The organism is Arthrobacter sp. AQ5-05, from assembly GCF_003287975.1.
Classification (GTDB): Bacteria; Actinomycetota; Actinomycetes; order Actinomycetales; family Micrococcaceae; genus Paeniglutamicibacter.
Window position 1 is genome coordinate 89883 of the sequence record NZ_QMKQ01000007.1, and the last position, 25911, is coordinate 115793.

Genomic DNA, 25911 nt, shown 5'->3' on the forward strand with positions numbered 1-25911 from the left:
CGTGGCCTTCCCTGAAGGGTGCGTATCGTGGGGAACGCACGTCGCGAAAATCCGGACTAAGTCAAAAATCGATCTAGATATAAAACAATACCAAGGTTGTGCACATTTGGCGAAGTTTTTCTACGATCGGTTTGTGGCCAACGCCACGCGCCCGAATCCCGGCGGCCGCGACCTACCTGCCGACAGGCCCAGCCCTGGGTCGGTTCCCGGCGGGCGGGCCAGCGACACAGCGGACGCAAGGCTGTTGCAGGATGGCGCCGGTGCGCGCGTCCCCTCCCAGCTCCCCCGGACCAAGACTTGGGCGGGGCCCCTCGGGCCGGCACATGGGACTTGGCACCGGACATGCACATGGGGGCGCCCACCGGGAATGGTGGACGCCCCCATGAAACCGCCCGAAGGCGGTGGGTGGAACTACTTCGCGTCGGCAGTGGCCGGCTCGTTGGACTCGGCCTTCTTGGGCTCGGGCTTCGAGTCGACTCCGGCTTCCTTGCGCTGCTGCGCGGTGATCGGCGCCGGGGCACTGGTCAGCGGGTCGAAGCCGCCGCCGGTCTTCGGGAAGGCGATGACGTCGCGGATCGAGTCCGAGCCGGTGAGCAGCTGCAGCACGCGGTCCCAGCCGAAGGCGATGCCTCCGTGCGGCGGGGCGCCGTACTTGAAGCCCTCGAGCAGGAAGCCGAACTTCTCCTGGGCGGCTTCCTCGTCGATGCCCATCATCTTGAACACGCGCTGCTGCAGCTCGGCCTGGTGGATACGGATCGAGCCGCCACCGATTTCGTTGCCGTTGCACACGATGTCGTAGGCGTAGGCCAGCGCATTTTCCGGATCCGTGTCGAAGGTGTCCATGAATTCGGGCTTCGGGGAGGTGAACGCGTGGTGCACGGCGGTCCATGCGCCGGTGCCCACGGCCACGTCGCCCGAGGCTACCGCCGCGGCGGCGGGCTCGAACATCGGTGCGTCGACGACCCACACGAAGGCCCAGTCGCCGTCCTTGATCAAGCCGGTGCGGTGGCCGATTTCCACGCGGGCGGCACCGAGCAGGGCACGGGCCTCGCTCTTGGCACCCGCGGCAAAGAAGATGCAGTCGCCCGGCTTGGCTCCGGTGGCCTCGGCCAGGCCGGCGCGCTCGGCATCGGTCAGGTTCTTGGCGACCGGGCCGGCGAGCTCGCCGTCCTCCTTGTAGAGCACGTACGCCAGTCCCTTGTGCCCGCGCTGCTTGGCGAATTCCTGCCAGCCATCCAGGGTGCGGCGCGGCTGGGAGGCGCCTCCGGGCATGACCACGGCACCGACGTGCGGGGCCTTGAAGACACCGAAGCCGGTGTCCTTGAAGAACTCGGTCATGTCGGTCAGCTCGAGGCCGAAGCGCATATCCGGCTTGTCCGAACCGTACTTGGCCATGGCCTCGTGGTAGGTGATGCGGGCGATCGGCGTGGGGATCTCGACGTCGATCAGCCTCCACAATTCCTTCACCAGGGCTTCGCCCAGGGCGATGATGTCATCCTGCTCGACGAAGGACGCCTCGATGTCCAGCTGGGTGAATTCCGGCTGGCGGTCGGCGCGGAAGTCCTCGTCGCGGTAGCAGCGGGCGATCTGGTAGTACTTCTCGAACCCGCCGACCTGCAAAAGCTGCTTGAACAGCTGCGGGGACTGCGGCAGCGCGTACCAGGAACCCGGTGCCAGACGTGCCGGAACCAGGAAGTCGCGGGCGCCCTCCGGGGTGGAGCGGGTCAGCGTCGGGGTCTCGATCTCGCAGTAGCCGTCCTCGTGCAGCAGGTTGCGGGCCACGCGGTTTGCCTCGGAGCGCAGGCGGATGTTGCGGTTCGGGGTGGGGCGGCGCAAGTCGAGGTAGCGGTGGCGTAGGCGCGCCTCCTCGCCGACCTCGACGTGCTCGTCGATCTGGAAGGGCAGCGGCGCGGCGGTGTTCAGCACCACCACGGTCTCGGCGATGACCTCGATCTGCCCGGTGGCCAGTGCGGGGTTCTCGTTGCCCTCGGGGCGGCGTTCGACCTTGCCGGTGATCTGCAGGACGAATTCGTTGCGCAGCGGGTGGAAGACTTCTTCCTCGCGCACCACGACCTGGGCGAAGCCCGAGGCGTCGCGCAGGTCAAGGAAGGCGACCCCGCCGTGGTCGCGGCGGCGTGCCACCCAACCGGTGAGGGTAACGGTTTCTCCGATGTGCTCGGCGTTCAAGGTGCCGAGCTGATGAGTGCGTAGCACTGCATTCCTTTCTACAAAGGTGCGAATTTCCGCGGGTGTCCCGAAGGCTGTGTGACGCCGGTGGCGCGTGGGGTTTCGGTGCGGAAAAGGGAAGAATCTATGTGCGAGTTTACCGGCAGCGGTGCACCCGCGGCACCGGAACCCCCGCGGTTGTGCCCTGACTCACGTGCGGGGCGCGCCGGGAAGGGATCCGGTGGCGTGTTTTGGCCGTTAGCCGGCGGCGGTGACGCGGTTTGTGAGGTCGGCTGCGTCGGGCATCCAGCCGGCCGGGTCCGCGGAAACCTGCTCCCCGCTGCGGATGTCCTTGACCTCGTGGGTGCCGTCCTCGGAAGTGAACCAGACGAAGGGGATGCCGCGCTTGTCCGCGTACTTGATCTGCTTGCCGAACTTCTCCGCCTTGGCGGCGACCTCGCAGGCGATGCCGCGGGCGCGCAGCGCGGCGGCGACGTCCTGCGCCTCGTTCCAGGAGTCGTCGTTGGCCAGGGTCACCAGCACCGCGGAGGGCACGGTGCGTGCGGCGGTGGCCGATTCCTCGGCGAGCATCCGCGAAACCAGCCGGGTGACGCCGATGGACAGGCCAACGCCCGGGTAGTTCTTCTTGCCGGTGGATGCCAGCGACTCGTAGCGTCCGCCGGAGCAGATCGAGCCCAGCGATTCGTGGCCCACCAGCACGGTCTCGTACACGGTGCCGGTGTAGTAGTCCAGGCCGCGGGCGATGGACAGGTCGGCGACGACCTTGCCCGGGGCGCGGCGCACGGCGGCCTCGATGACCTGGGCGAGCTCGTCCAGGCCCTCCTCCATCAGCGGGTGGGTGACGCCCAGGGCGCGCACCTGCTCGACGAAGGAGGTGTCGTCGGTGCAGATCTGCGCCAGGGCCAGGGCCGCCGCGGCCTGCTGGGCGGTGGCGCCGAGTTCGGTCTGCAGCAGTTCGGCGACCTTTTCCGCGCCGATCTTTTCCAGCTTGTCGATGGAGCGCAGCACCCCGGCGGTGTCGGACAGGCCCAGGCCAAGGTAGAAGCCCTCGGCGAGCTTGCGGTTGTTCACGCGCAGGCGGAAATCCCCGATCGGCAGGGCCGTCAGGGCCTCGGCGATGACCAGGGCGAGTTCCACGTCGTAGCGGAAGGGCAGCGTGCCGTCTCCCACCACGTCGATGTCGGCCTGCGTGAACTCGCGAAAGCGGCCGTCCTGCGGGCGCTCGCCGCGCCAGACCTTCTGCATCTGGTAGCGCCGGAACGGGAAGGGCAGGTGCCCGGCGTTTTCGACCACATAGCGGGCGAAGGGGACGGTCAGATCGAAGTGCAGGGCCAGCGCGTTCGGGTCGGACTTGGCCGACTCCTCGGCTGCCAGGCGGGAAAGGCCGTAGACCTCCTTGTCGATCTCGCCCTTGCGCAGCAGCTGCCCGACGGTTTCCACGGCGCGGGTCTCGATGTTGGCGAACCCATGCAGCTCGAAGATCCGACGCAGCGTGTCCAGTACATGCTGCTCCACCGCACGCTCCTGCGGGAGCCATTCGGGGAAGCCGGATAGTGAGGCCTTGCGTGCCATGAAGTCTGTACTCCTGTATGAAAGGGGAAAAGCGATGGTGGTTGCCACGTCCCTGGCAGCGGCGGGCCCGCCAGAGGCGGGTGCCGCGCCCAGCGGGCACGTAGGGAACCAAGTCTACTGGCGTGCCGGTGCGCCGAGGGCGAAACGACGCGAATGCGTCGCCGAATCGGGGCGGCAGAGTACCGGTGGGCGGGCCATGGCGGGTAAAGTGGCGGTGACAGTTGTGTCCTGAGCGCATAGTCTCTGGGCCGATCCTTAGCGAAAGAGTTTCAGCGGTGACCACCAGTCAGCAATCCGACGACAATCTCCAGCCAGCAGCAGTGGCCGAGGAGCAGCAAACCGAAGGCACCCCGGCGCCGGTTAAGGCGCCAGTTGCGCCGGCAACCGACGCGGCACCTGTAACCGAGGCCGCCGAAGCCACCGAGCAGCCGGCCGAAGCGGCAACCGAGGCACCCTCGGCCGAAGCGCCCGCAGCCGAAGAGGCGCCGGTCGCCGAAACAGCGGCAACCGAGGCCAAGGCCGAGGAAGCAACTCCCGCCGCAGTGCCGAGCCCGGCAGCAGTGCCGACCCCGGCCGCCATGGCCCCGTCGCCCGGCGCACCGCGCCCGACCGGCAGGCACGCCGCCAAGGCCGCCGCACCGATTGCAGCTCCCCCGACCTTCACCACCCCGCTGGAGGAAGCCGCGAAGATCAGCCGCGTTTCCGAGGACGGCCACGTGTTTGTCATCATCGACGGCACCGAGCACCCGGTGGGCCAGTACCCCGATGCCACCGCCGAGGAGGCCCTGGCCTACTTCGTGCGCAAGCACGACGAGGTCGTCTCCTCCCTGATGCTGCTCGAGCAGCGCGTTGTGGCCAAGGCACCGAGCTCGGACATGAACAAGACCCTGGACCACCTGGCCGCAACCGTGGCCGAACGCGCCATGGTCGGCGACATCCCGGCCCTTGAGGCCCGCATCGCGTCCGCACGCGCTGCCGTCGCCGAACTGGTTGCCGTCGAGCGCAAGGCCGGCGAGGAGCTGCGCGCCACCGAGCTTGCCGCCCGCGAGGCCATCGTCGCCGAGGCCGAGGCCCTTGCAGCGTTGGACCCGACCACCGTGCAGTGGAAGCAGGGCTCCAACCGCATGAACGACCTCTTTGATGCCTGGAAGGCAGCACAGAAGTCGGGCGTGCGCCTGGGCCGTTCCACCGAGGATTCGCTCTGGAAGCGTTTCCGCGGGGCCCGGACCACCTTCGACCGCCACCGCCGCGCCTACTTCTCGCAGCTGGATGCCACCAATGCCGAGGCCAAGAGCGCCAAGGAAGCGTTGATCGCCCGTGCCGAGGAGCTCTCGCGGTCCACCGACTGGGGAGCAACGGCCGGTGAATACCGCCGCCTGATGGACGAGTGGAAGGCCTCCAAGCGTGCCTCGCGCAAGGACGACGACGCACTGTGGGCACGCTTCCGCGCCGCCCAGGACGTGTTCTTCGAGGCACGCTCCTCTGCCAACGCCGCCATCGACGAGGAGTTCGGCGCGAACCTCATCGTCAAGGAGGCGCTGCTTCTCGAGGCCAAGGCGCTGTTGCCGATCAAGGACCTGGCCACGGCCAAGCGCCTGCTGGATTCGATCCGCGACCGCTGGGAGTCCGCGGGCAAGGTTCCGCGCGCCGACATGCAGCGCGTGGAATCCTCGCTGCGCCAGGTCGAGGATGCCGTTCGTTCGGCGGAAGACGACCAGTGGCGCCGGTCCAACCCGGAGACCAAGGCACGGTCGAACTCGATGCTGACCCAGCTCGAGGACGCCATTGCCGGACTCGAGGACGACCTGGCCAAGGCGAAGGCCAAGGGCGTGGAGTCCAAGATCAAGGCTGCCCAGGAAGCCCTGGACGCCCGCCGCCTGTGGCTCGAGACCCTGCAGAAGTCCTCGGCCGACTTCCAGTAACAGGTCGCACGGCAGCACGGGCGCCGGGCGGGTGCGGTTCGCAAGAACCGCAACCGCCCGGCGCTTTTTGCTGCGCTGGGTGTTGGGCGCGGGCGCAGTTATCCACAATTTGGGCCTCTCCCCTGCCGCTGGGGCACCGTGGCCTGTGAGAGTGGAGGGATGGAAAGCACAGACATTGGCCGCAATCCGGCCCCAATCCCCGCAGCGCCGGCCGCAACACCGCAGTTTCCGCCCCGGGCCCGCGGGGGCCCGCGGGTGGTCCTGGTCGACGAGCCGTTCACGCTCAACGAGCTGCAGGCGCTGCGGCTGCGCGGGTCGTTGCGGGAGGTGCTGCCCGGGGCCTACATCGCCGCCGTGCATCCGGAAAACCCGGTGACCCGGGCGCAGGTGGCCGCCGCGGTGGCCGGGGAACAGTTGCTGCCCGGCAGGGCCCTGTGCAAGGGCACCGCCGCATGGGTGTATGGCTGTGCGCCGATGCCGCGCGAACTGGACATCGTGGTCCCGCGCTACCACCGGCCGTGCGCCCCGACGGCCCGGATGCTGCTGCGGCTTAGCGAGGGCGTGCTTGACGAAGAGCAGATCTGCACCGTGGGAGGCGTGGCGGTGACCTCGCCGCTGCGCACCGCGATGGACATCGCCTTCAATTCCGAGTGGCGTGAATCGCTGCCGGTGCTCGCGGCCATCGACGCCTCGCCGCGCCTGCGCTGCGGGTACCGGCAGATGCTGGATTCGATCAACGAGCAGGTGCGCCGCCCCGGACGGCGCCGGGCGCTGGGCGCGGTCACCCGGCTGATGGAGGCACCCCTGCCCGCAGCGGCCTGAGCACCGCCGCAGCTGCGCCCCGCAGGGGGGAAACCGCCCTAGGTGCGGCGGTTTCCCCCGGAGGTGCGGTACACGTCGTACACCCCGTCGATGCGCCGCACGGAATTCAGCACGTGGTTGAGGTACTTCGGGTCGCCCATCTCGAAGGCAAAGCGGGAGAAGGCCACCCGGTCCCGGGAGGTGGACACGCTCGCTGCCAGGATGTTCACGTGGTTCTCCGAGAGCACCCGGGTCACGTCCGAGAGCAGCGACTTGCGGTCAAGGGCCTCGACCAGGATCTCCACCAGGAAGACACTGGACTTGGTCGGCGCCCACTGCACCTCGACCAGGCGGTCGGGCTGCAGCTCGAGCTCCTTGAGGTTCACGCAGTCGGTGCGGTGCACCGAGACGCCGGAGCCGCGTGTGACAAAGCCGCGGATCGGGTCCGGCGGCACCGGGGTGCAGCAGCGTGCCAGCTTCGCCAGCACCTCTCCGGCACCCGGAACGATGACCCCGGCGTCGGAGTCGGCGGGCCGACTGGGCACCGCGTAGATGGGGGTTTCCTCCAGCACCTCCGCGACGGAGCCGTTTTCCCCGCCGACCAGCGCGGTGAGGTGCTCGATGACGTTCTGGGCGGAGGTGTGTCCGTCGCCGACGGCGGCGTAGAGCGCGGAGATGTCGTGGTGGCGCAGCTCCTGGGCGACGGCGGAGAGCACGTCGTGGGTCATGAGCTTTTGCAGCGGAAGGTTGTTCTTCCGCAGCGCCTTGGTCAGCTGCTCCTTGCCCTTCTCAATGGCTTCCTCGCGGCGTTCCTTGGTGAACCACTGGCGGATCTTGTTCCGCGCGCGCGCGGACTTGACGAAGCCGGCCCAGTCCTGTGACGGGCCTGCGTTCTCGGCCTTGGAGGTGAAGACCTCCACCATGTCGCCGTGGTGCAGTTCCGAGTTCAGCGGGACCAGCTTGCCGTTCACCCGGGCGCCGATGGTGCGGTGCCCCACGTCGGTGTGCACCGAGTAGGCGAAGTCCACCGGGGTGGAGCCCACCGGCAGGGACATGATCTGGCCCTTGGGGGTGAAGACGAAGACCTCGGCGGTGTTGATCTCGTAGCGCAGGGAATCCAGGAACTCGTTGGAGTCGGAAGTTTCCTTCTGCCAGTCCATGAGGCTGCGCAGCCAGTCCATGTCCTGTTCCTCGACCGAGCGGGAGTCCCCGCCGTTGCCGTGCTTGTACTTGAAGTGCGCCGCCACGCCGTACTCGGCGCGCTGGTGCATGTCGTGGGTGCGGATCTGGATCTCCACCGGCTTGCCGCCGGGGCCGATCACGGTGGTGTGCAGCGACTGGTACAGGTTGAACTTGGGCAGCGCGATGTAGTCCTTGAAGCGCCCCGGCAGCGGGGTCCAGCGCGCATGCATGAGCCCCAGCACCGCGTAGCAGTCCTTGACGGTGTCAACCAGGACCCGCACGCCCATCAGGTCGTGGATGTCGTCGAAGTCCTTGCCGCGCACGATCATCTTCTGGTAGATCGAGTAGTAGTGCTTGGGCCGGCCGCTGATGGTGGCCTTGAGGCGTGCGGCGGTGATGTCCTCGGAGATGGCGGAGCGCACCGTGGCCAGGTACTTCTCGCGCTCCGGGGTGCGCTCCCCCACCATCCGCACGATCTCCTCGTAGACCTTGGGGTGCAGGGCGGCGAAGGAGAGGTCCTCGAGCTCCCACTTGACGGTGTTCATGCCCAGGCGGTGGGCCAGCGGGGCGAAGATCTCCAGGGTCTCGCGGGCCTTCTTGGCGCTGGACTCCGGGGAGACGTAGCGCCAGGTGCGGGCGTTGTGCAGGCGGTCGGCCAGCTTGATCAGCAGCACCCGGATGTCCTTGGACATCGCGATGACCATCTTGCGCACGGTCTCGGCTTGCGCTGCCTCCCCGAACTGGACCTTGTCCAGCTTGGTGACCCCGTCGACCAGCTTCGCGATCTCGCTCCCGAACTCGGCGGTGAGCTGTTCCAGGGAATAGTCGGTGTCCTCGACGGTGTCGTGCAGCAGCGCGGCGGCAAGGATCGCCCCGGTCATGCCCATCTCGGCCAGGATGGTGGCCACGGCGACCGGGTGGGTGATGTACGGGTCCCCGCTCTTGCGTTTCTGGCCCTCGTGGTGGTGCTCGGCGACCGCGTACGCGCGCGCCAGCAGGTCGATGTCGGCCTTGGGGTTCTGCGCGCGCACTGTGCGCAGCAGCGGTTCCAGGGTCGGGGGCTGGGCGGTGGAGCCGCGGCCGGCCAGGCGGACCAGCCGGGAGATGGTCCCGCGCTTGGGTGCGGGATTCGGGGCCCCGGGCATCATGACACCGTGGTTCTCTGCCATCGGGTGCCTCCTATCGATCGGGATCCGTCGCGTGGGCGCGTGGCGCGCCGTTTGGGGTGGCCGTGGAGCGCGGCACCTGCCCCGAGGGGACCAGGCACCGCCGGGACTTTCACCACGCCCAAGTTCCTCTTGCAAGGTTATAGCACTTCGTGCCCAAAGGCAGACGGCGGGGACCCGGAGTTCACACCCGGGTCCCCGCCGTCGCCGTGCCCGCAAATACCCCGGGCTTCGGCACATGCCTAGGCGTTGGCCAGGCGGTGCGCCGCGATCTTCTTGTTGTGCCGCTCGATCTCCGCTTCGCCGTCGCGCAGCAGCGAGTACAGCGGAGCCTGGACGAACAGCGTCGACAGCGCCGAGACGATGATGCCGATGAACAATGCCAGCGACAGGTCCTTGAGCGTTCCGGCACCCAGCAGGTAGGAACCGATGAACAGGATCGAGGCCACCGGAAGCACCGCCACCACCGAGGTGTTGATCGAACGCACCAGCGTCTGGTTGATGCCCAGGTTCACCAGTTCCTCGAAGGTCCGCTTGTTCTGGTCCTGGAACCCGGCGGTGTTCTCGCGCACCTTGTCGAAGACCACCACGGTGTCGTACAGCGAGTAGCTCAGGATGGTGAGGAACCCGATGATCGCCGAGGGGGTGACCTCGAAGCCGGACAGCGCGTAGATCCCGGCGGTGACGATCACGACCTGCAGCAGCCCGATGATTGCCGCCAGCGACATCTTCCAGGTGCGGAAGTATGCGGCCATCAGCAGCGAAACCAGCACCACGAACACGACCAGGCCGATCAGTGCCTGCTTGGAGACGTCGGCGCCCCAGGTCGGTCCGACGAAGGTCGAGGTGACCTCGGACTTGGTCACCCCGTACGCGGTGGCCAGTGCCTCGGCGACCGACAGCGTCTGGTCGTCGGTCAGCTTGTCGGTCTGAACGCGCATGGTGTTCGGCGCGATGTTGGTGACCCGTGGGTGGTGGTCCGGGGCGATCGCCACCACGGTCTTCTCGCCGGTGGGGACATCGACGTGCTCGACCTTGGAGATGGTGAATTCGGATCCGCCGCGGAACTCGATGCCGAGGTTGAACCCGCCCTTGACGACGGGGACCAGGAGGGCGAGCAGGACCAGGGCCGCGGAGATGGACAGCCACAGCTTGCGCTTGCCCGTGAACGGGTAGGACCGCTTGCCGGTGTAGAGCTCATTGCCCCAGGTTGCGAGACTAGCCATTTGATGAATCCTTATCCACGCGTTCGTCCGACTTGGTGGGCGCCGCGGAGGTGGCCGCGGCCTTGCGTCGCTCGGCGATGGTCTGCCGGCGTTCGGCCTCGCTGGCCGCCTTGGCGTTCTTCTTGCCGCGGGCGGCCTCCGCCTCGGTGCTGAAGCTGCGGATCTTGCCCGCGCCCTGGTACAGCGGCACCGCGCCGAGAAGCGAGGGATCGAGCCCGGAGAACCGGTGCCCCTCGCCGAAGAACCTGGTCTTGCCCAGCAGCTGCAGGGTCGGGTGGGTGAGCAGGAAGACCACCACGATGTCGACCACCGCGGTCAGCCCCAGGGTGAAGGCGAAGCCCCGCACGTTGCCCACGGCCACGATGTACAGCACGATGGCGGCAAGGATGTTCACGGCCTTGGACGCCAGGATGGTGCGCTTGGCGCGCTTCCAGCCGATTTCCACGGCCGAGTGCAGCGGGCGCCCGTCGCGCAATTCGTCACGGATGCGTTCGAAGTAGACGATGAACGAGTCGGCGATCAGGCCGATGGACACAATCAGGCCCGCAACACCTGCCAGCGAGAGCCGGTAGTTCATCGACCAGCCCAGCAGCACCAGCGCGAGGTAGGTCAGCACGCCGGAAACCAGCAGCGAGACGATGGTGACCAGGCCCAGCAGGCGGTACTGGAAGATCGAGTAGATCGCCACCAGGCCCATGCCGATGAGCCCGGCGATCAATCCGCTGCGCAGCTGGTCCGAACCCAGGGTTGCGGAAATCTGCTGCTCGGACTGGATCTCGAAGCTGATCGGCAGTGCACCGAACTTCAGCTGGTCCGCCAGCGCTTTGGCCGATTGCTCGGTGAAGCTGCCGGTGATTTCGGCGCGCCCGTCGGCGATCACCGCGTTGGACCGCGGTGCGGAGATCACGGTGCCGTCAAGCACGATCGCGAACTGGTTCTGCGAACCTTGCATGGGGGTGATTCGCTTGGTGACCTCGGCGAACTTCGCCTTGCCGTCCGCGTTGAATTCCAGGGTCACGCCCCACTGCCCGGTGACCGCGCCCTGCTGGCCGCGGGACATCCCGAAGGAGGCATCGGTGATGTCGGAACCCGGAACCTCGACCGGGCCCAGGATGTATTTGGCGCCCGTATCCGGTTCGCAGGAGATCATCGGCTTGGCCGGGTCGTGGAGTTCTTCGGCACCCTGTCCGAGTTCCGTCGGGCAGTCGTAGGCCTCGAACTTCTGGTACAGGGCCGCGTCGATCCAGTTCATGTCCGAGGCATTCTCGGGCTTGGCGCTCGGCTTGGGCAGATCGGCCTTGGCCAGACGCTGTTCCTTGGGAACGGCCGTGTACGGGCCGGCCAGGATGACCGGGCGGAACTCCATGTTCGCCGAGGCCTGGATCAGCTCGCGGGTGCGGGCATCGGGGATGCCGGGCATGGAGACGACGACGTTTCGGCCGGACTGCGTGGTGATCTCGGCTTCCGAGACACCGGTGCCGTCCACGCGCTGGCGAATGATTTCCACGGCCTGGTCCAGCTGCTCCTGCGTTGCCGCAGCACCGCCCGCCACCCGTGGTGCCAAGATCATTTGGGTGCCACCCTCGAGGTCGAGGGCAAGCTTGGGGGCAAAAGCTGCTTTCCCGCTCAGCACGCCGGTAATCAGGATGGCTGCCGAAATGAGGAAGATAACGCCGAGCCACAGCAGGGATTTGCGCGCCTGCTTGATCGGACCAGTAGATGACATCGTGAGGCTTTCTGGTTGTTCCATCGCCCCTGGGGGATGGAGATTCCGCGGAAAACCCGGAGCCTGCCTGCAACCGGCCCCTGCGGGGTGGGGGTTGGGGCTGCTCCGGGCCGCATGGTGAAGGTCAATCGAAAGCCGGATCGCTCACCGGCGGGTCTGTGTGGCCCGCGGAAATCCGGCTGCCGTTCACTGCTGGGTTGGTGTGCCCGAAGGCGCCAAGCGGATTAGGCCTTGGGGCCGTTGTCCTCGTTGTTCAGGCGGCGCAAGGTCTCTTCCGGGGTTTCGTTTTCCGATCCCGGGGCCTCTTCGGCGCTCTCGACGGAGGCCGAGGTCAGCGACGAGGCGTCGTCGGGGACCTGAACCGGTGCGTCGGCCTCTTCCGGGGCCACGACCTTGGCAACGACCTGGGAGTGGACGGTGACGAAGCTGCCCGGGGAGACCTCCAGGACGATCTTGTTTTCGTCGGTGTCGATGCTCGCAATGGTGCCAAAGAGACCGAACTGGGTCATCACCTCGGCGCCGACGGCAAGGTTGGAGCGGATCTGCTCCTGTGCCTTCGCGGCCTTCTTGCGGCCACGCATCATCATGAAGATCAGCAGGCCGAAGGCGGCGAGCATGATCAACATGGTCGGGTCGAATGGGGCCTTTTCGCCGGAAGCGGCTTGGGCCAAAACGTATTCGGTCACGTGTGGATACCTGTTCCTAAGTCATTGTCAACGGCGCGCACAATCGCAATTGCGCAGCCGGTGGGCCTATCCATACTATAGGGAGATCCTGTCCAAACCCCGACCACAACGCAGTTTTGGCCTGCGAATGTCCTTGGAATGTGCCGGAGTGCCGCCAAGGTGGGTGACCTGCCGGCTATTCCGCTTCTTCGTCGTCAACCCCAAGGCCGGACCGGCCTGCGAAGATGGCATCGGCCGGCATGCGAAGCCCCAGGTGGTTCCAGGCCTCCGCGGTGGCGATCCGGCCGCGCGGGGTGCGCCCCAGCAGCCCCTCACGGACCAGGAACGGTTCGGCGACGGTCTCCACGGTCTCGGGTTCCTCCCCCACCGCAATGGCCAGGGTTGACAGGCCCACCGGTCCCCCGCCGAACTTGGTGCACAGGGCGTGCAGCACCGCGCGGTCCAGCCGGTCCAGTCCGCGGACGTCGACCTCATACATGTCCAGGGCCGCGGAGGCTGCACGCGCGTCGATGCTTTCAAGCCGGTGCACCAGTGCCCAGTCGCGCACGCGGCGCAGCAGCCGGTTGGCGATGCGGGGGGTGCCACGCGAACGCGAGGCAATTTCACTGAAGGCCGCGGAGTTGACCTTCAGGGAGAGCATCATGGCCGAGCGACGCAACACCAGTTCGAGTTCCTCCACGCTGTAGAACTCCAGGTGCCCGGTGAAACCGAACCTGTCGCGCAGCGGGCCCGGCAGCAGCCCGGCGCGGGTGGTGGCACCGACCAGCGTGAAGGGGGGAATTTCCAGCGGGATGGCGGTGGCACCGGCGCCCTTGCCCACGATGATGTCGACGCGGAAGTCCTCCATGGCCATGTACAGCATTTCCTCGGCAGGGCGGCTCATCCGGTGGATTTCGTCCAGGAAGAGCACCTCGCCCTCGGTGAGGGAGGAGAGGATCGCGGCCAGGTCCCCGGCGTGCTGGATGGCCGGGCCGGAGCTGATGCGCAGCGGCGCGTTCATTTCGGCGGCGATGATCATCGACAGCGTGGTCTTGCCCAGGCCCGGAGGGCCCGAGAGCAGCACGTGGTCGGCGGTCCGCTCACGGATCTTGGAGGCCTCGAGCACCAGTGAGAGCTGTTGGCGCACCCGGTGCTGTCCGACGAAGTCGTCCAGGTTCTTCGGGCGCAGCGCCGCTTCGAGCACGCGTTCCTCGGGTTCGGGTCCCGCGTTGGTCAGCTCGCCGGTTTCTGTCATGTCGAACTCCTAGTTTCCGGGCCGGTTCCCGCGCCCCAGGGAACGCAGCACCGCCCGCAGGATTTCCGGGACGCTGCCGGTGGCAACGATTTCCGGGTCGTTCTTGGCCAGGGCTTCCAGTGCCTTGTTCGCGTCCTTCTCGGTCCAGCCCAGGCCGGTGAGGGCCTCGAGGACCTGGGGTTCCCAGGTGGGCGCCGTGGGGCTTCCGGCTGGAACCGGTCCGCCGGTGGGGACAAGCTTTCCGTTGAGCTCGAGCACGATGCGCTGGGCTCCCTTGGGCCCGATGCCCGAGACCTTGGTGAAGGCCTTGGTGTCCTTGGTGCTGGCGGCGATGCGGACTTCCTCAGGGGTGTGCACCGAAAGGATGGCCAGGCCGGTGCGCGGCCCGATGCCCGAGACCCCGGTGAGGACCTCGAAGACTTCGCGTTCGTCCCCGGAGGCGAAGCAGAAAAGCGTCATGGAGTCCTCGCGCACCACCATGGAGGTGTGCACGAGCGCTTCGCGGCCCACCTGCAAGGTGGACAGCGTCTGCGGGGTTGCCTGGACCAGCATGCCGAAGCCGCCGACCTCGATGACCGCGTTGTTCAGGTTGACCTGTTGAGGCACTCCTCGCAGCGTACTGATCATGGGGGTGTTCCTCCGTGGTGCCGGGCCGCGCCGGTGGTACCCGAAACACGCAAGCCATACGAATATATCTACGAACAGCTTACAGGCTCCTTGGCCCGCACCCGCGGATGCAGGCAGCTCAGGACGTCAGGGGCAGGTTCCCTTCGGCCCCTAGCGTGCCTTGACCGCTCGGGCCTTGGCCTCGGCAGCGATCCAGGCGCGCTGGGCGGGCGTCAACCCCGAGGATCCGCCGGCGGGCCGCGGGGCGGAGGCCGAGGCGGCGGCACCGGCGGCGCCAAATGCGGCGCCGCGCCAGCCGTGGGTGATGGCCAGCGCCGCGGCGTCGGCGGCGTCGGCCGGGGATGGCGGGGCGTCCAGGCGCAGGATCTTGGCGACCATCTTGCCCACGGCCAGCTTGTTGGCGGTTCCCGAGCCCGTCACCGCGGCCTTGACTTCGGTGGGGGTGTGCAGCGCCACCGGGATGTTCCGGCGGGCAGCGGAAACGATCACCACGCCCGAGGCCTGCGCGGTGCCCATCACCGTGCTGACGTTCAGTTGGCTGAAGACCCGTTCCAGGGCGACAACGTCGGGTTTGTGCTCATCAAGCCACGCATCGATGCCGTCGGCGATGGCCAGCAGTCGCTGGTCCAGCGGGGTCCCGGGCGGGGTCCCCACCACCGAGACATCGATGAGCGTGGCCCGGCGGTTGGGCTCGACATCGACCACGGCCAGGCCGCAACGGGTCAGGCCCGGGTCGACGCCCACCACTCGCAAGGGCATGTGGTGGCTAGTCCTCTTCGAGTTCTGCCATGACCTCGGCGCTGATGTCCGCGTTGGAATAGACGTTCTGCACGTCGTCCAGCTCCTCGAGCGCGTCGGCAAGCTTCAGGAACTTGCGGGCCGCTGCTGCATCGAGCTGGACCTGCATCGAGGGCACGAATTCGACTTCGTCGGTTTCGTACTCGATCCCGGCCTCCTCGAGAGCGGCAACAACCGCACGCAGGTCGGTCGGGTCCGAATGGATCTCGAAGCTGTCCCCGGATTCCTTGACCTCGTCGGCCCCGGCATCCAGCACCGCCATGAGCAGGTCGTCTTCGGTCAGGTCCTTCTTGGGCAGGCCGACGACTCCCCGGCGGGAGAACAGGTATGCGACCGAACCGGGGTCCGCGACGGTGCCGCCGTTTCGGGTGATGCCCAGGCGCACCTCGGAGGCCGCACGGTTCTTGTTGTCGGTCAGGCACTCGATCAGCAGGGCGGAGCCCTGCGGTCCGCGCGCCTCGTAAATGATCTCGGTGTAGTCGATGACCTCGCCGGTCAGGCCGGCACCGCGCTTGACCGCGCGGTCGATGTTGTCGTTAGGCACCGAAGTCTTCTTGGCCTTGGAGACAGCGACCTCAAGGGCCGGGTTTCCGGCCAGGTCGGCGCCGCCTGCGCGCGCCGCAACCTCGATGTTCTTGATCAGCTTGGCGAACGCCTTGGCGCGCCTGCTGTCGAGGATTGCCTTCTTGTGTTTCGTGGTTGCCCATTTGGAGTGGCCGGACATGCTTACGCGTCTCCTCTGATCATTTGAATGAAAAGTTCATGGATCCGGCGCTCCCCGGCCACCTCGGGGTGGAAGGAAGTCGCCAATAATTTTCCAGAACGTACTGCAACAATTCTAGCCACCCTTGTCCCGTCCACGCCCAAGGGCGTGTTTTCGGCGGGGATGGTGGCCAGTACCTCTACGGACTCCCCCACGCTTTCCACCCAGGGTGCGCGGATGAATGCCGCGCGGACCGGCTCGGTGGCACGGTCCGGGTCCTGGCTGGGAAGGGTGTCCAGTCCCTTGATCGCAAGGTCGACCTCGAACGAATCGACCTGTCGCCCGAAGGCATTGCGCTTCACCACCATATCGATTCCCCCGAAGCTTTGCTGGGGTTCACCCTTCATGTTGGTGGTCGGGTCGGCAATGGTGTCGGCCAAGAGGATCATTCCGGCGCACGATCCATAGACCGGGAACCCGTCTGCGATCCTGGCCTTGAGCGCCTCGGCCACCCCGTACATGCGGGCTAGCTTGTCGATCACCGTTGACTCCCCGCCGGGAATGACCAAGCCGTCCAGGTCCGCCAGTGCACCCGGTGTTTTCACCGGCAGCGCAAGGGCACCCAGTGATTCGAGTGCTTGCAGGTGTTCGCGTACATCCCCTTGCAGGGCAAGGACTCCAATTCGTGGCGCCAAGGTGGATCACTTTCTAGTCTCGTGGAACGGATCATGCATGCCGCGCGCACCGCGATGAAGTACGTGGACAGCTCAGAATAAACCCGTGCACCCCGTTGGGAATATTTTCGTGACACGCCCGGATTCCCGGATGCCGGTCAGCGGCTCCCCAGCGTCCACATCTTCGCGCCGTTTGCCTTGGCGTTCATGGAGTTCACGGTGTCGGTGGTGCGTTTGAGCGAGGCGGCATCCTTGGCATCGGTGGTGCACGGGGCCGACGCTGCGGCGGGCAGCGCGCACCAGCGCAACGGGGATGGTTTCATGATGTGCGGCGCCCACACCAGGTCCCCGGATTTCCAGGTGTTTCCGGTGCGCACGAACTGCATTTTCACCGTGAGCCCCTCCTTGTTCAGCGCGGTCTTGGTTGCGTGCTTGGCCACGGAGTTGCCCAGCCCGTACACGATCCAGGTGCCCCGGTGCTTTTCGATCGGCAGCACCGAGTGGGTGTGGTGGGAGTAGATGAAGTCGAACTCGCCGCTGGCCGCCAGCGAACGGTAGAGTGCCAGCTGGGCGGCGGTGGGGGTGCTGGTGTATTCGGCACCGTCGTGGATCGCGGCGAGCACGATGTCCGCCCCGGCCGCGCGTGCCGCCTTGGCCCGGGCCACCAGCGAGGCCTTCTCGATGTCGTCGACCCGCCACGGCACGTCTTCCTTCATCCCGTTCAGCGAGTAGGTGCCGGCGATGACCGCGACCTTGGCGCTGCCCACCGGAACCAGCAGCGGCCTTTGGGCCTCGGCCTTGCTGCGGTAGGAGCCGGTGGAAACCATCCCGGCCGCCGCCAGCGCGTCCAGGGTCCGTTTGACCCCGGCCACGCCGGCGTCCATGGAATGGTTGCTGGCGGTGGTGCAGCCGTCATAGCCGGCCTTCTTCAAGGCCGGGATGATCTGTGGGGGGACGTTGAACATCGGATATCCGCCGAATGGCCCGTTCGGGGCCGCAACCGGGGTTTCCAGGTTGCACAGGGCCAGGTCGCTTTGGTCCAGGTAGGGGGCGATGCCCGCCAGCAGGGGGTCGAAGTCGTATTTCCCCTTCCCGTCCAGCTCGGCCTGGGCCCACAATGCCGGGTGCAGCAGGATGTCCCCGGCCACCGCGACCTCGATGCACTCGTCCCCCGGGCACGACGGGTCCGCGGTGTCCCCGTCGGCTTTGGTGGCGCTCGGAGACGGGGTGGCCGAGGCCGTCGGGGTTTCGGGGCTCGCGGCCGACGGCGCGGTGAGCACCGGCATGCTGGCCGAGGCGGGACCCGGCGGCGGGGCGGGGGTGCAGGCCGCCAGGGATGCGGCCAGGAGCAGCGCGGCGCCGAAGGCTGCACGTTTCCGGGCCCCGGGCCCATGCACGATTCGATCAAACATGCTAAGAGCCTAACCTTTGCCGCGTGCATTCCGGCGCGGGAAACCCACAGCGCCGCGGGCTTATGACAGGGTTAACAGCATGCATAATCCGTTGCTTGAGCGAAGCACCTTGCCGTTTGAATTCCCAGATTATTCAGCCCTGGAGGCAGCCCACTACCTGGATGCCGTCCAGCAGGGCGTGGCTGGGCACCTGGAAGAACTTCGGGCCATCGCGCAAAACACGCAGGTCCCCACGTTCGAGAACACCTTTGTGGCCATGGAACGCAGCGGTGCACTGCTGCGGCGCGCCGTGATGGCGTACTGGACGGTGTTCTCCGCCCATGGCACCGACGAACTGCGCGAGATCGACCCGCAGATCCAGTCGCTGGTTTCCGGCCACCAGGATGCCATCCACCTCGACGGCGCACTCTTTGCCCGCCTGGCTTCCCTGGACGCCGGCGCACTGGACGGCGAGGACAAGCGGCTGGTCTCGGAGACGCTGCGCACCTTCCGTGCGGCCGGTGCCGAACTCGATGCTGGGCGCAAGAAGCAGTTGCGTACGCTGAACAGCGAGATCACGGACCTGTCCAGCGAATACTCGCGCAGGCTCCTGGGCGCGATGAACGAGGCCGCCGTCCACTTTGCCGAGCCGGGCGAACTGGCCGGGCTCAGCGACGGGGACCTGGCATCCGCCGCGGATGCCGCACGAGCCGCCGGACACACCGACGGCTACCTGCTGACCCTGGTGCTGCCCACCGGGCAGCCATTGCTCGAGCGGCTCGAACTTTCCGCATCCCGCCGCCGTCTTTTCGAGGCCTCGGTGAACCGCGGCCAGAAGGGCGAGAACCGGACCCTGGACCTGGGTGCACGGATGGCGTCGCTGCGCTCGAAGCGTGCGGCGCTGTTGGGCTTTGCCACGCACGCCGATGTGGTGCTGCAGGAGGCCACCGCCCCGGACCTGGCTGCGGTGCGCGGGCGCCTGGCCGAGCTCATCCCGGCGGCCGTGGCCAACGCCCGGGCCGAGGCCAAGGAACTTGAGAAGATTTCCGGTTCCCCCATCGAGCCCTGGGACTGGGCGTTCTACTCCGCCGCCGTGGCGCGCGAACGCCACGCGCTGGACCGCGGGGCGTTGCGCGAATACTTCGAGCTCGATGCCGTGCTCGAGCGCGGCGTGTTTGCCGCGGCATCCCGCCTCTACGGGCTGGGTTTCACCGAGCGTTTCGACTTCCCGCTCTACCACCCCGATGTGCGCACCTGGGAGGTCTTCAACGAGGACGGCTCCACACTGGGTCTGTTCGTGGGCGACTTCTTTGCCAGGTCCACCAAGGCCGGGGGTGCGTGGATGAACTCCATCCGCGAATCCGTGTCCCTGCTGGGCGAGCGTCCCGTGGTGACCAACACCCTGAACATCCCCAAGCCCGCGGAGGGCGAACCGGCGCTGGTGTCCCTGGACGAGGTCAACACGCTGTTCCATGAGTTCGGGCACGCGCTGCATGGGCTGTTCTCCGCCGGGACCTACCCGTCGCTGGCCGGCACTTCCGTGCCGCGCGACTTCGTGGAGTACCCCTCGCAGGTCAACGAGATGTGGGCCCTGCACGCCGAGGTGCTGCCCGGCTATGCCGCGCACACGCGCACCGGGGAGCCGCTGCCGGCCGGCACGGTCCAGGTCCTGGAGGCCGCTGCGCTGTGGGGCGAGGGATTCGCCACCACCGAGTACCTCACCGCCGCCGTCCTTGACCTGGCCTGGCACTCGCTGGCCGACGGGGAACTGGTTTCCGATCCGCTGGCCTTCGAGCAGCGGGTGCTCGCCGAGGCCGGGCTGATCCCGGAGCTGGTGCCCTCGCGCTACCGCACCGGCTACTTCAAGCACATTTTCGACGGCGGGTACTCGGCCGGCTACTACTCCTACATCTGGTCCGAGGTGCTGGACGCCGACACCGTCGAGTGGTTCACCGAAAACGGCGGGCTGAAGCGGGAAAACGGCGAACGGTTCCGCACCGAGCTGCTCTCGCGCGGCAACACCCGCGACCCGCTTGAATCCTACGAGATCTTCCGCGGCAGGGAAGCACGGATCGAACCGCTGCTGGTGCGCCGCGGACTGGCAAGGAGCACGAACGCGTGACAACGATTGGTTTTGCGCAGGACGCGCTCTCGCACTGGCACCAGGCCATGGCGATCGCCACCGGCGGCAAGCTCTTCACGACCCACGGCTGCTCGTGGGCCTGGCAGCCGGCCAGGGGCCGGCTGGTGCTGCTTTTCCCCGCCCACGCGCAGGAGGCCGGGCTGCGCCCGGGCCTGGCCGAAGGCACGCGCCTGGGTGTGCGCCGGATCGAGGCCTGGGTCAATTCCGGTGCGCCCTCCGGCCCGCTGGAGGCCGCCGGGTTCTCCGATGCCGCACAGATCTCCTGGCATGCCGGCGAACTGGTGGGCCCCGAGGAACCGTGGGACGGGCGCGTGCGCCTGGGCACGGAGATCCCCGAGGCCCGGGGCGCCGACGCGAAGGAACTGCAGGTCGCCAATCTCTGGCGCGATCCGGCCGCTGCCGGGCTGAGCGCCGGGCACCCGGCGTTGCGCCGCATCGAGCAGGCCACCGCGCGCACCCTTGAGGGCGAGCTGGTGGGCCGCGCCTTTGCCCAGCAGGCCCTGGGCGGCCAGCTGGCCATCCACGGCCTGGCCGTCGCCTCGGCACAGCGCCGGACGGGCGTGGGCTCGGCCCTGCTCAACGGGCTGGCCCGCGGCATGGTCAATCCGCTGGGGCTGGAGGAGGACACGCCCATCGAACTGATTGCCGCCGCCTCCCCGAGCTCGGCACCGTTCTTCGAGGCCAACGGGATGCGTTTGCTGGGTCGCGGCCGGCACCTGGTGCTGCGCCAGTAGCCACCCGGGGCCACCACTCCCGGCACACCGGATTTGCGACCCGAGCTGCGCCGTTCTCCACGCTGTTCATGAACCACAGCCGCTGTTACCGGGAGGCAACCCCCATGACAGGCAAGACCGCACTGGTCACCGGGGCATCCTCGGGAATCGGGGAAGCCACAGCCCGGAAGCTGCAGGCCATGGGCTTCACCGTCTACGCGGCGGCCCGACGCCTCGAGCGGATGCAGGTCCTCGCGGCGGACGGCATTGCCGTGATGGGGATGGATGTCACCGACGACGCCTCCATGCGGGCCGGGATCGAGCGGATCATCGCCGAGTCCGGCCGCATCGATGTGCTGGCCAACAACGCCGGCTACGGTTCCCACGATGCCCTGGAGGACGTGGAGATCGACGAGCGGCGCCGGCAGTTCGAGGTCACCGTGTTCGGGGCGATCAGGCTCGCGCAGCTGGTGCCGCCCCCCATGCGCGCCAGCGGGGCGGGCACCATCGTGAACATCAGCTCAACGGGAGGGAATACCCACACGCCGCCGGGCGGCTGGTACCACGGCACGAAGTCTGCCCTCGAGGCGCTCAGCGATTGCCTGCGCCTGGAAGTCAGGCCATTCGGCATCGACGTCGTCGTGATCGAACCCGGCGGCATTGCCGCCGCGCGGGGAAACCGCCGTTGGGCGCAACTCCCCTCCGCGGGTGGTGGCCGACGCGGTCGGAAGGGCCGTGCGTGCATCCAGGCCCAAGACCCGGTACGCCGTGGGCTTCGGTGCCAAGCCGCTGTTCCTGGCGCGCAGCTTCCTTGGCGACCGGCTGTTCGATGCGCTGATCACCTGGGCCACGGGCATGCCCCGGCGCTGATACCGGGGTTCAGGAGAGCAGCAACGCTCCCGCCGGCCGGGAACGACAAACGGGCCGGGTGCCTTCCGGATCCGCCTTCCCCCGTTTAATGAAGGGGAATCCTGGATCCGGCGCACCCGGCCCGTTGCCTGTCCGGCTGTGGCCCGGGACCTACCAGCCGCGCTCGGCCAGGCGGTGCGGTGCCGGGATGTCGGCGACGTTGATGCCGACCATGGCTTCGCCCAGGCCGCGGGAGATCTTGGCCAGCTCGTCCGGGTCGTTGAAGAAGGTGGTTGCCTTCACGACGGCTGCGGCACGCTGTGCCGGGTTGCCGGACTTGAAGATGCCCGAGCCCACGAAGACGCCGTCGGCGCCCAGCTGCATCATCATCGCGGCGTCGGCCGGGGTGGCGATGCCGCCGGCGGTGAAGAGCACGACCGGCAGCTTGCCGGTGGCGGCAACTTCCTTGACCAGCTCGTACGGGGCCTGCAACTCCTTGGCTGCAACGTACAGCTCGTCCTTCGGAAGCGCCGCGAGCTTGGCGATCTCGGAGCGGATCTTGCGCATGTGGCCGGTGGCGTTGGAAACGTCGCCGGTGCCGGCCTCGCCCTTGGAGCGGATCATCGCAGCACCCTCGTTGATGCGGCGCAGGGCCTCACCGAGGTTGGTGGCGCCGCAGACGAAGGGAACCTTGAAGTTCCACTTGTCGATGTGGTGCTCGTAGTCGGCCGGGGACAGGACCTCGGACTCGTCGACGTAGTCCACGCCGAGGGACTGCAGGATCTGCGCCTCGACGAAGTGTCCGATACGGGCCTTGGCCATCACCGGGATGGAAACCGCGGCGATGATGCTGTCGATCATGTCCGGGTCGCTGGCGCGCGAAACGCCTCCCTGGGCACGGATATCGGCCGGAACGCGCTCGAGGGCCATGACGGCAACGGCGCCGGCATCTTCGGCGATGCGTGCCTGTTCCGCCGTGACAACATCCATGATGACGCCGCCCTTGAGCATGTCGGCCATGCCCCGCTTGACGCGGTCGCTACCTACGGTGGTTGCGGGGGTGGGGACGCCTTGGTTTTCAGACACCTTGGGGGTTCCTTTCAATAAGGTGAGCAGTACGCGAATCATCGTAGGTCCGCCGCGTCACAAAGACCGCGGGTGTGTCGTCACAATTCAAAACTAGGTGCAAATACACCTACTGTCCAGCGCGGAAAGCGGCAGGGAAAATGCTGCGAAAACTCGACCGTTATCGCAAAACCTCCTAGTGGGAGCCTCAATTTAGGATTGCACACCGTTTTCCGTCCACGCCCCGGATCTCGATGGCGAAAGACACGGAAAATCAAATGCCGCCCTGACCTCTGGGCCCCATTCGGGCAACAGGGCGCCCGACTTTTCCACGCTCGCGCCGGAATCCCTGTCCCCTCGGTTCGCTGCACCCGCACACGCCCGATCCGTTCCCCGGGGCCGCAGGCGGCAAGCGCAAGGAGTGGCACTGGCCGAAGCATCGTCGGCGATGCCTGCTTGCATATTAAACGGATTGGCCGCCGGGGTCATCCCCGACGGCCAATCCATGAAGTGCCATGTCGTTTTAGTCGATGTCCGCCCAGCCGGCGGCAAGGTCCACGCGGATGTCGCTGAGCGTTGCCGGGATGGCTTTGGTCTCGGCAATGATCGGGAAGAAGTTTCCGTCCCCCGCCCAGCGCGGGACCACGTGCTGGTGCAGGTGAGCGGCAATCCCCGCACCTCCGGTGACGCCTTGGTTCATGCCCAGGTTGAAACCGGTGGGACGCGAGACGTGCCGCAGCACGCGCATGGCCTTTTGGGCCAGCGCTGCCATCTCAGCGGTTTCCTCCGCCGTGATGTCGGTGTAGTCCGGCACGTGGCGGTACGGGCAGATCAGCAGGTGGCCCGGGTTGTACGGGAAGAGGTTCAGGATCACGTAGGCGGTCTTGCCGCGGTGGATGATCAGCGAATCCTCGTCGCTGCGGGTCGGCCCGGCGCAGAAGGGACAGGATTCCTCGTCCTTGACCTGGTCCTGGCCGGCCTTGATGTAGGCCATCCGGTAGGGAGTCCACAGGCGCTGGAACGAATCGGGCACCCCGGCGAGTTCGAAGTCGTCGGTGATGGCGGCATCGGCTGCTTCCTGGGACGCGCCACCCGGATGGGTGGATGCGTAGACGTTCGTGGACTCCCCCATGGATCTAGGCTTCCCGGTTCTTCACGGCCGCGACGATGCGCGCGACGGCCTCGTCGACCGGCACGCCGTTGTCGGTGCTGCCATCGCGGAAGCGGAAGGACACCGCCCCGGCCTCGGCATCCTCGCCGCCGGCGATGAGCACGAACGGGACCTTTTCCTTCGACGCGGTGCGGATCTTCTTCGGGAACCGGTCCGAGGAGATGTCCGCCTCGGCACGGATGCCCGCGGCCTTGAGCTTGTCGATGACATCGAACATGTACTCGTTGAAGGCCTCGGCCACCGGGATGCCCACAACCTGGACCGGGGAGAGCCAGGCCGGGAAGGCGCCGGCGTAGTGCTCGGTGAGCACGCCCATGAAGCGTTCCACGGAACCGAACAGGGCGCGGTGGATCATCACCGGGCGCTGGCGGGTGCCATCGGCGGCCTGGTACTCGAGCTCGAAGCGCTCGGGCAGGTTGAAGTCCAGCTGGATGGTGGACATCTGCCAGGTGCGGCCCAGCGCGTCCTTGGCCTGCACGGAGATCTTCGGGCCGTAGAAGGCGGCTCCTCCCGGGTCCGGGACCAGCTCCAGGCCCGAGGCCTCGGCGACCTCGGCCAGGGTGCGGGTCGCTTCCTCCCAGACGTCGTCGTCGCCGACGAACTTCTCCGGGTTCTTGGTGGAGAGCTCCAGGTAGAAGTCATCCAGCCCGTAGTCCTTGAGCAGCCCGAGCACGAAGTTCAGTGTTTCGGTCAGCTCGTCCTTCATCTGCTCCTTGGTGCAGTAGATGTGGGCGTCGTCCTGTGTCATGCCGCGCACGCGGGTCAGGCCGTGGACCACGCCGGACTTCTCGTAGCGGTAGACCGAGCCGAATTCGAACAAACGCAGCGGCAGTTCGCGGTAGGACCGTCCGCGCGAGCGGAAGATCAGGTTGTGCATGGGGCAGTTCATGGGCTTGAGGTAGTAGTCCTGGCCGGGCTTGCGCACCGTGCCGTCCTCGTTGAGCTCCGCGTCCACGTGCATCGGCGGGAACATGCCGTCCTTGTACCAGTCAAGGTGCCCGGAGACCTCGTAGAGGTGGCCCTTGGTGATGTGCGGGGTGTAGACGAACTCGTAGCCGGCCTCGACGTGGCGGGCACGCGAGTAGTCTTCCATTTCCTTGCGGATGATGCCGCCGCGCGGGTGGAACACCGGCAGGCCGGAACCCAGCTCGTCGGGGAAGGAGAAGAGGTCGAGTTCGACGCCGAGCTTGCGGTGGTCGCGGCGTTCGGCCTCGGCGATGCGCTCCTGGTAGGCCTTCAGGGCGTCCTTGGTCGGCCAGGCCGTGCCGTAGATGCGCTGCAGCTGCTGGTTGTCTTGGTTGCCCAGCCAGTAGGCGGCCGAGGTGCGGGTCAGCGCGAAGGCGTTGGAGATCAGCTTGGTGTTGGGCAGGTGCGGGCCGCGGCACAAATCGCACCAGACGGTCTCGCCGGACTTGCGGTCGACGTTGTCGTAGACGGTGATTTCGCCGGCGCCGACCTCGACGTTGACGCCCTCGCCGGCCGAGTCGGCTTCGTTGGCCTTCTTCAGCAGCTCGAGCTTGTAGGGTTCGTTGGCCATGGCCTTGCGGGCCTCGTCCTCTGTGACGACGCGGCGGGCGAACTTCTGGTTCTGGTTCACGATCTTGAGCATCATCTTCTCGAGGGTCTTCAAGTCCTCGGGAGTGAACGGCTCGGCGACGTCGAAGTCGAAGTAGAAGCCGTCGGTGATGTACGGGCCGATGCCCAGCTTGGCATCCGGGCGCAGCTGCTGCACGGCCTGGGCCATGACGTGCGCGGTGGAGTGGCGCAGCACCTCGAGCCCGGCGGGGGAATCGATGGTGACGCGTTCGACGGTGGTTCCGGCCTCCAGCGGGCGGGAAAGGTCGCGCAGCACGCCATCGACGTGCATGACGACGACCTCGCGGTCGTCAAAGTACAGCTCGGCCCCGGTAGTGCCGGCATTCACCTCGCGTTGTTCGCCATCGACGGTCAGTGTGATTTGCTCAAGCACTACGGCTCCTCGTTTCGTGGTTCGGCTTCATGGCTTGTGGCGTACGGTGGCCACAACCAGCCAACTACCAGCTTAACCGACGCCCGCCGGTGCCAACCAATCGAAA

At 67.2% G+C, this 25911-nt stretch carries 20 protein-coding genes; 5 read left to right on the plus strand and 15 right to left on the minus strand.

Features of this window, described 5'->3' with window-relative positions:
* Window positions 1–411: 411 nt before the first annotated feature.
* A complete protein-coding gene (aspS, locus tag DQ353_RS08895; RefSeq protein ID WP_113762400.1) occupies window positions 412–2214 on the minus strand; it encodes an aspartate--tRNA ligase in 1803 nt (600 codons plus the stop codon).
* 210 nt (window positions 2215–2424) lie between these two features.
* Entirely contained in the window at window positions 2425–3759 is a 1335-nt protein-coding gene (hisS, locus tag DQ353_RS08900; protein WP_113762401.1) for a histidine--tRNA ligase, read from the minus strand.
* A gap of 275 nt (window positions 3760–4034) precedes the next feature.
* On the opposite strand from hisS, the gene DQ353_RS08905 reads away from it, so the two are divergent.
* The gene (locus DQ353_RS08905) at window positions 4035–5681 is read left to right on the plus strand and encodes a DUF349 domain-containing protein (protein WP_502696391.1); all 1647 of its coding nucleotides are present in this window, start codon (window positions 4035–4037) and stop codon (window positions 5679–5681) included.
* 159 nt (window positions 5682–5840) lie between these two features.
* A complete protein-coding gene (locus DQ353_RS08910; RefSeq protein WP_113762402.1) occupies window positions 5841–6503 on the plus strand; it encodes a type IV toxin-antitoxin system AbiEi family antitoxin in 663 nt (220 codons plus the stop codon).
* A 38-nt stretch (window positions 6504–6541) separates the two neighbouring features.
* Here the strand turns inward: DQ353_RS08910 and DQ353_RS08915 are convergent, their stop codons facing one another.
* The 10 genes from DQ353_RS08915 to DQ353_RS08960 all read right to left on the minus strand — a co-directional run bounded on the left by DQ353_RS08915 (window position 6542) and on the right by DQ353_RS08960 (window position 17916).
* Entirely contained in the window at window positions 6542–8833 is a 2292-nt protein-coding gene (locus DQ353_RS08915; protein WP_113762403.1) for a RelA/SpoT family protein, read from the minus strand.
* 239 nt (window positions 8834–9072) lie between these two features.
* Window positions 9073–10056, minus strand: a complete 984-nt coding sequence (gene secF, locus DQ353_RS08920; RefSeq protein WP_113762404.1) for a protein translocase subunit SecF — start codon at window positions 10054–10056, stop codon at window positions 9073–9075.
* Window positions 10049–11782 carry a protein translocase subunit SecD gene (gene secD / locus DQ353_RS08925; RefSeq protein WP_113762405.1) on the minus strand — a complete coding sequence of 578 codons (1734 nt, stop codon included), beginning with the start codon at window positions 11780–11782 and terminating at the stop codon, window positions 10049–10051. Before secD ends, secF begins: the two co-directional genes overlap by 8 nt.
* Before the next feature lie 224 nt (window positions 11783–12006).
* Window positions 12007–12468 (minus strand): preprotein translocase subunit YajC, encoded by a 462-nt coding sequence (gene yajC, locus DQ353_RS08930; protein ID WP_286166695.1) that lies wholly within the window; start codon window positions 12466–12468, stop codon window positions 12007–12009.
* A gap of 175 nt (window positions 12469–12643) precedes the next feature.
* A complete protein-coding gene (gene ruvB, locus DQ353_RS08935; RefSeq protein ID WP_113762406.1) occupies window positions 12644–13702 on the minus strand; it encodes a Holliday junction branch migration DNA helicase RuvB in 1059 nt (352 codons plus the stop codon).
* Between the two features lie 9 nt (window positions 13703–13711).
* Window positions 13712–14329, minus strand: coding sequence for a Holliday junction branch migration protein RuvA (gene ruvA, locus DQ353_RS08940; RefSeq protein WP_113762407.1), 618 nt, complete (start codon window positions 14327–14329; stop codon window positions 13712–13714).
* A 150-nt stretch (window positions 14330–14479) separates the two neighbouring features.
* On the minus strand, window positions 14480–15088 hold the full coding sequence (gene ruvC / locus DQ353_RS08945; protein WP_113762408.1) for a crossover junction endodeoxyribonuclease RuvC: 609 nt from the start codon (window positions 15086–15088) through the stop codon (window positions 14480–14482).
* Window positions 15089–15095: 7 nt separating this feature from the next.
* Window positions 15096–15851 carry a YebC/PmpR family DNA-binding transcriptional regulator gene (locus DQ353_RS08950; protein WP_113762409.1) on the minus strand — a complete coding sequence of 252 codons (756 nt, stop codon included), beginning with the start codon at window positions 15849–15851 and terminating at the stop codon, window positions 15096–15098.
* Window positions 15852–15853: 2 nt separating this feature from the next.
* Window positions 15854–16525 (minus strand): pyridoxal 5'-phosphate synthase glutaminase subunit PdxT, encoded by a 672-nt coding sequence (gene pdxT, locus DQ353_RS08955; protein ID WP_113762410.1) that lies wholly within the window; start codon window positions 16523–16525, stop codon window positions 15854–15856.
* Window positions 16526–16662: 137 nt separating this feature from the next.
* Complete coding sequence (locus DQ353_RS08960; protein WP_286166696.1) at window positions 16663–17916, minus strand: CapA family protein; 1254 nt, start codon at window positions 17914–17916, stop codon at window positions 16663–16665.
* Between the two features lie 79 nt (window positions 17917–17995).
* Between DQ353_RS08960 and DQ353_RS08965 the strand changes: the two genes are divergently transcribed.
* From DQ353_RS08965 to DQ353_RS08975, 3 genes are all read left to right on the plus strand, one after another.
* On the plus strand, window positions 17996–20017 hold the full coding sequence (locus DQ353_RS08965) for a M3 family metallopeptidase (RefSeq protein WP_113762411.1): 2022 nt from the start codon (window positions 17996–17998) through the stop codon (window positions 20015–20017).
* On the plus strand, window positions 20014–20772 hold the full coding sequence (locus DQ353_RS08970; RefSeq protein WP_113762412.1) for a GNAT family N-acetyltransferase: 759 nt from the start codon (window positions 20014–20016) through the stop codon (window positions 20770–20772). Before DQ353_RS08965 ends, DQ353_RS08970 begins: the two co-directional genes overlap by 4 nt.
* Window positions 20773–20876: 104 nt before the next feature.
* Window positions 20877–21710, plus strand: a complete 834-nt coding sequence (locus tag DQ353_RS08975) for an SDR family NAD(P)-dependent oxidoreductase (RefSeq protein WP_286166697.1) — start codon at window positions 20877–20879, stop codon at window positions 21708–21710.
* A 61-nt stretch (window positions 21711–21771) separates the two neighbouring features.
* Here the strand turns inward: DQ353_RS08975 and pdxS are convergent, their stop codons facing one another.
* From pdxS to thrS, 3 genes are all read right to left on the minus strand, one after another.
* Window positions 21772–22728, minus strand: a complete 957-nt coding sequence (pdxS, locus tag DQ353_RS08980) for a pyridoxal 5'-phosphate synthase lyase subunit PdxS (protein WP_425355059.1) — start codon at window positions 22726–22728, stop codon at window positions 21772–21774.
* A 460-nt stretch (window positions 22729–23188) separates the two neighbouring features.
* Window positions 23189–23797 carry an HIT family protein gene (locus tag DQ353_RS08985; protein ID WP_113762414.1) on the minus strand — a complete coding sequence of 203 codons (609 nt, stop codon included), beginning with the start codon at window positions 23795–23797 and terminating at the stop codon, window positions 23189–23191.
* A gap of 4 nt (window positions 23798–23801) precedes the next feature.
* Window positions 23802–25805, minus strand: coding sequence for a threonine--tRNA ligase (gene thrS / locus DQ353_RS08990; protein WP_113762415.1), 2004 nt, complete (start codon window positions 25803–25805; stop codon window positions 23802–23804).
* Window positions 25806–25911 lie beyond the last annotated feature (106 nt).

Excerpts from the sequence above, each read along its gene's own strand:
- ruvB (WP_113762406.1), bottom strand. The coding sequence starts at position 13,702 with ATGACAGAAACCGGCGAGCTGACCAACGCGGGACCCGAACCCGAGGAA.
- ruvA (WP_113762407.1), bottom strand. The coding sequence starts at position 14,329 with ATGATCAGTACGCTGCGAGGAGTGCCTCAACAGGTCAACCTGAACAAC.
- DQ353_RS08985 (WP_113762414.1), bottom strand. The coding sequence starts at position 23,797 with ATGGGGGAGTCCACGAACGTCTACGCATCCACCCATCCGGGTGGCGCG.
- secF (WP_113762404.1), bottom strand. The coding sequence starts at position 10,056 with ATGGCTAGTCTCGCAACCTGGGGCAATGAGCTCTACACCGGCAAGCGG.
- DQ353_RS08950 (WP_113762409.1), bottom strand. The coding sequence starts at position 15,851 with ATGTCCGGCCACTCCAAATGGGCAACCACGAAACACAAGAAGGCAATC.
- DQ353_RS08975 (WP_286166697.1), top strand. The coding sequence starts at position 20,877 with ATGACAGGCAAGACCGCACTGGTCACCGGGGCATCCTCGGGAATCGGG.
- DQ353_RS08965 (WP_113762411.1), top strand. The coding sequence starts at position 17,996 with ATGCATAATCCGTTGCTTGAGCGAAGCACCTTGCCGTTTGAATTCCCA.
- secD (WP_113762405.1), bottom strand. The coding sequence starts at position 11,782 with ATGTCATCTACTGGTCCGATCAAGCAGGCGCGCAAATCCCTGCTGTGG.
- DQ353_RS08915 (WP_113762403.1), bottom strand. The coding sequence starts at position 8,833 with ATGGCAGAGAACCACGGTGTCATGATGCCCGGGGCCCCGAATCCCGCA.
- pdxS (WP_425355059.1), bottom strand. The coding sequence starts at position 22,728 with ATGATTCGCGTACTGCTCACCTTATTGAAAGGAACCCCCAAGGTGTCT.
- DQ353_RS08960 (WP_286166696.1), bottom strand. The coding sequence starts at position 17,916 with ATGTTTGATCGAATCGTGCATGGGCCCGGGGCCCGGAAACGTGCAGCC.
- ruvC (WP_113762408.1), bottom strand. The coding sequence starts at position 15,088 with ATGCCCTTGCGAGTGGTGGGCGTCGACCCGGGCCTGACCCGTTGCGGC.
- DQ353_RS08910 (WP_113762402.1), top strand. The coding sequence starts at position 5,841 with ATGGAAAGCACAGACATTGGCCGCAATCCGGCCCCAATCCCCGCAGCG.
- hisS (WP_113762401.1), bottom strand. The coding sequence starts at position 3,759 with ATGGCACGCAAGGCCTCACTATCCGGCTTCCCCGAATGGCTCCCGCAG.